Raw genomic sequence first — 4675 nt, forward strand, 5'->3', positions numbered from 1 at the left:
TCGACGATTCGGCCCAGATACATCACCCCAACCTGATGGCTCACCCGTTCCACCACCGCCATGTCGTGGCTGATGAACAGGAAGGACAGACCCAGATCCGCCTGCAGTTCCATCATCAGGTTCAACACCTGCGCCTGCACCGAAACATCCAGCGCCGAAACCGCCTCATCTGCGACAATCAGTTTTGGGTTCAAGGCCAAAGCCCGGGCAATGGCGATGCGCTGGCGCTGGCCGCCGGAAAATTCATGCGGATAGCGGAAGCGCGTTACGGGCGGCAGGCCGACCTCCCGGAGGGCGGTGACGGTGCGCGCGTCGCGCTCGGCCGCGCTGAGGCCAGGCTGGTGGACGGCAAGGCCTTCGCCGATGATCTGATCGACCGAGAGGCGCGGGCTGAGCGAGCCAAACGGGTCCTGAAAGACGATCTGCATATCCGCCCTGCGGTGACGCAGTTCGCGCGTCGACCAGCCATGCACATCGCCGCCATCAAATGTGATCCTCCCTTCGGAGGCAATCAGCCGCATGATCGCAAGTGCCAGCGTCGTCTTGCCCGACCCGCTTTCCCCGACGATGCCGAGTGTCTCGCCCGCCCGCACCGTCAGATTGGCGTCGTTAACCGCCTTCACGTGGCCGACAGTGCGTTTCAGAAACCCCTTCTGAATCGGGAACCAGACGCGCAGCCCCTCGGTCTGCACCATCACCGGTGCATCTTCCGGAACAACGGCGGGCTGTCCCACCGCCCGCGCACCCAGCAATTTCCGGGTATAAGGATGCTCTGGATTGGCAAAGATTCCGGCCGTCGGCCCGGCTTCGACAATCTCGCCGTCCTTCATCACGCAAACCCGGTCGGCAATCCGCTGAACAACCCCAAGGTCGTGGGTAATGAACAAAAGGCCCATCCCCTCTTCGCGCTTCAACTCTGCCAGCAGCTCCAGGATTTGGGCCTGAATGGTCACGTCAAGCGCCGTCGTCGGCTCGTCCGCGATCAGGATATCGGGCTTGTTGGCCAGCGCCATGGCGATCATCACCCGCTGGCGCTGTCCGCCGGACAATTGATGCGGATAGGCCCCGAGGCGGCTTTCGGCATCGCGGATGCCGACCCTTTGCAACAACTCGATAATGCGCGCCCTGGCCGCATCCCCGGTCAGCCCCTGATGCAGTTCAAGGCTTTCGCGGATCTGCTTTTCCAGCGTGTGCAGCGGGTTGAGCGAGGTCATCGGCTCTTGAAAGATAAAGCTGATATCGTTGCCACGCACCTGTCGCAGCCGCCTGTCATCGGCGCCGATCATCTCCTGACCGTCATAGGTAACGCTGCCCGACACCTCGGCAGACCCGCCAAGCAGCGACACCGTGCTCAGCGCCGTCACCGATTTTCCCGACCCGCTTTCGCCGACGATGGCCACCGTCTCGCCGCGATCAAGATGAAAGGACACGCCCTTGACCGCCTCGATCAATTGCCCGTCCTGACGAAAGCTTACCCGCAGATCCCTGACCGTCAAAAGGCTCATTCGAATGTCTTTCTGGGGTCAAACGCATCCCGCACGCCTTCAAAGATGAAGACCAGCAGCGACAACATGATGGCAAAGGCAAAAAAGGCGGTAAAGGCAAGCCAGGGCGCCTGAAGGTTCTGCTTGGCCTGAAGCGTCAATTCGCCAAGACTCGGCGAAGAGGACGGCAAGCCGAAGCCAAGGAAATCGAGCCCCGCCAACAGCGAAATCGTCCCGGTGATCACGAACGGCAGCATGGTCAGCGTCGCCACCATGGCATTGGGCAGCATATGGCGGAACATGATCGTCAGGTTGCTCACCCCCAATGCCTTCGCCGCGCGTACATATTCAAGATTGCGCGCGCGCAGGAACTCGGCGCGGACCACCCCCACCAACCCCATCCAGCCAAAAAGCACGGTGATGAACACCAAAAGCCAGAAACTGCGCGGCAGGATCGCAAACAGGATGATGATCACGTAAAGCTGTGGAGTGGACGACCAGATCTCGATCACCCGCTGAAAGATAAGATCGGTGCGCCCGCCGAAAAAGCCCTGCACGGCGCCGGCGAAAATGCCAATCACCGAGGACAACGCGGTGACGATCAGCGTGAACAACACCGACAGGCGGAACCCGTAGATCACCCGCGCAAGCACATCGCGCTTGGTATCATCCGTCCCCAGAAGGTTCTGTGCATTGGGCGGCAGGGGCGCGGCACCGGGGCGATCGACGGTAGTGTTATAGCTATAGGGAATAGGCGGCCATATCGCCCAGCCCGCCGCGATCTCTTCACCCTCGACAACCCCGTCGGCGGCATCCTCGATAACCCCCTCGGGATCGTCAAAACAGATATCAAGACCACCGCTCGCGATCAGGCACTTCACCTCGGGGTCACGATAAATCGCCTCGGTTTCAAAATCGCCGCCAAAGGCCGTCTCGGGATAAAACCGAAACACAGGCGTGTAAAACTCGCCCCGGTATTGCACCAGGATCGGCTTGTCATTGGCCACGAACTCGGCAAACAGCGAAACCCCGAACACGATCGCAAACAGAACAAGCGACCAATAGGCCCGCCGATTGCGCCTGAAATTGCGCCAGCGGCGCTGATTGAGCGGTGACAGGGCCATCACCATCCCCCTCTTTCATCTTTCCAGAAGCACTCCGGGGGACAAGAAAATTCACCGAATTTTCTTGGGGGGCAGCGCCCCCACTCCACCCCTGTCCTTGCGGCGCCGGCATCATCTCTCATGCGCCTCACCCTTCCCGCTTTTCAAAATCGATCCTAGGGTCGACCAGCACATACATCAAATCCGACAGGATCCCGACAAGCAGGCCGATCAACCCGAACAGGAACAGAGTGCCAAACATCACCGGGTAATCGCGCCCGACGGCGGCCTCAAAGCCAAGCCGGCCAAGGCCATCAAGGCTGAAGATCGTCTCTATCAGGACCGAACCGCCAAAGAACACCCCGATGAACACCGCCGGAAAGCCCGCGATCACGATCAGCATCGCATTGCGGAACACATGACCATAAAGCACCTTGCCTTCGCTTAGCCCCTTGGCCCGCGCCGTCATCACGTAATGCTTCTTGATCTCGTCGAGAAAGCTGTTCTTGGTCAGCAATGTCAGTGTCGCAAAGGCCGATATGGTCGAGGCCAGCACCGGCAGCGCGATGTGCCAGAGATAATCCATCGCCTTGCCCAGCAGCGACAGTTGTTCGAAATTGTCCGAGGTCAGCCCGCGCAGCGGGAACAATTGCCAGTAACTGCCACCGGCGAAGAGCACCAAAAGCATGATTGCGAACAGGAACGCCGGGATCGCATAGGCCACGATGATCACCGCACTTGTCCATGTGTCAAAACGATTGCCATCGCCCACCGCCTTGCGGATGCCAAGCGGGATCGACACGAGGTAGGCGATCACCGTCGACCAAAGCCCCAGCGTGATACTGACCGGCATCTTTTCAAGCACCAGATCAAGCACATTGATCTTTCGGAAATAACTCTCTCCGAAATCAAGCCGCATGTAATTCCACATCATGTTGAAGAACCGCTCCACCGGCGGCTTATCAAGGCCAAACTGTTCTTCCAGCTCCTTGATCAACTCGGGCGGAAGGCCGCGCGCACCAAGGTATTGCTCATTGCCGCCGGTGCTTGCCGTCAGGTCCTGGCCTGTATCGCTGCCCGAGCCGGAAAAGCTTTCGAACACATTGCCCTGACCTTGCATATTGGCAATCATCTGCTCGACAGGGCCGCCAGGCACGAATTGCACGAGGGCAAAGTTGATGATCATGATCCCCAACAGCGTCGGGATGATCAACAGCAGACGCCGCAGGATATAGGCGCCCATCTACACGGCCCCCAATGGCATGACTGGTTGGATCACAGCGCCCCCGCGTCCTTCAACGCCTTGGCCTTATCCGCATCGAACCACCAGAAATCGAGAACCCCGGTCGCATAGCGCGGCAAGGGATCAGGATGATCATACATGTCCCAATAGGCAACCCAGTTCTGATCAAGATACCAGGTCGGGATCATGAAGAACTCGTATCGCAGCGCCCGGTCTAACGCAGTCAGGGCGACGTTCTGGGCCTCGGTGCTGTCCGATTCAAGGGCGACGTCGATGATCGCGTCAACCATCGGGCTGGCCAGGCCCGCAGGGTTGAACAGGCTGAACGCCGCCTCTTTGCTGCCATAGCGCTGATGCAGCCCGGTGCCTGCCTCAAGAAACGATGTATAGCTGTCAAAGATCAGGTCATAGTCGCGGTCGCGGCTGCGTTGGGTGTATTGTGCCGCGTCGATCTTGTCGAACCGCGCATCAATCCCCATCAGGTCAAGATTGCTGACAAAGCTTTCCACCACCGCCGACATCGTCGCCGAGCCGGAGGCAGAGATCGGGATTTCGATCTTGAGAACCTCGCCCTTGGCATTCCGGCGCTTGCCGTCATCCCCCACGGCCCAGCCCGCCTCGTCCAAAAGCTTCATGGCCCGGCGCAGGTTGCGCCGATCGTTAAGCCGCGCCCCGTTCGAGGAATGCGCCATCACCGCGGGTGTGCTCAGCATCTCCTCGGGCACGATATCGCCAAGTGATTTCAGCAGTTCAAGTTCGGCCCCCTCGGGCACGCCCGTCGCTTCCAGCGGGGTGTCCTGCACAAAGGAATGGCGCTGTTTGAACAGGCCGTATTGCAGCGATTC

4 protein-coding genes are annotated in these 4675 nt (G+C 59.6%); all 4 read right to left on the bottom strand.

Annotated elements, in window-relative coordinates:
- Window positions 1-1505 (bottom strand): ABC transporter ATP-binding protein (locus QZ522_RS17855; protein ID WP_294614765.1); only part of this gene is annotated, 1505 nt, incomplete at its 3' end.
- On the bottom strand, window positions 1502-2608 hold the full coding sequence (locus tag QZ522_RS17860) for an ABC transporter permease (protein ID WP_294614768.1): 1107 nt from the start codon (window positions 2606-2608) through the stop codon (window positions 1502-1504). The genes QZ522_RS17860 and QZ522_RS17855, both read right to left, overlap by 4 nt.
- A 127-nt stretch (window positions 2609-2735) precedes the next feature.
- Window positions 2736-3830, bottom strand: coding sequence for a microcin C ABC transporter permease YejB (locus QZ522_RS17865; RefSeq protein WP_294614770.1), 1095 nt, complete (start codon window positions 3828-3830; stop codon window positions 2736-2738).
- A 32-nt stretch (window positions 3831-3862) separates the two neighbouring features.
- A partial coding sequence (locus QZ522_RS17870; RefSeq protein WP_294614772.1) for an ABC transporter substrate-binding protein occupies window positions 3863-4675 on the bottom strand: 813 nt, incomplete at its 5' end.

Source organism: uncultured Roseovarius sp. (assembly GCF_913054395.1).
Taxonomy (GTDB): domain Bacteria; phylum Pseudomonadota; class Alphaproteobacteria; order Rhodobacterales; family Rhodobacteraceae; genus Roseovarius.

What these genes read in the sequence shown, in the direction of transcription:
- QZ522_RS17860 (WP_294614768.1), bottom strand. Translation starts at nt 2,608, where the DNA reads ATGGCCCTGTCACCGCTCAATCAGCGCCGCTGGCGCAATTTCAGGCGC.
- QZ522_RS17865 (WP_294614770.1), bottom strand. Translation starts at nt 3,830, where the DNA reads ATGGGCGCCTATATCCTGCGGCGTCTGCTGTTGATCATCCCGACGCTG.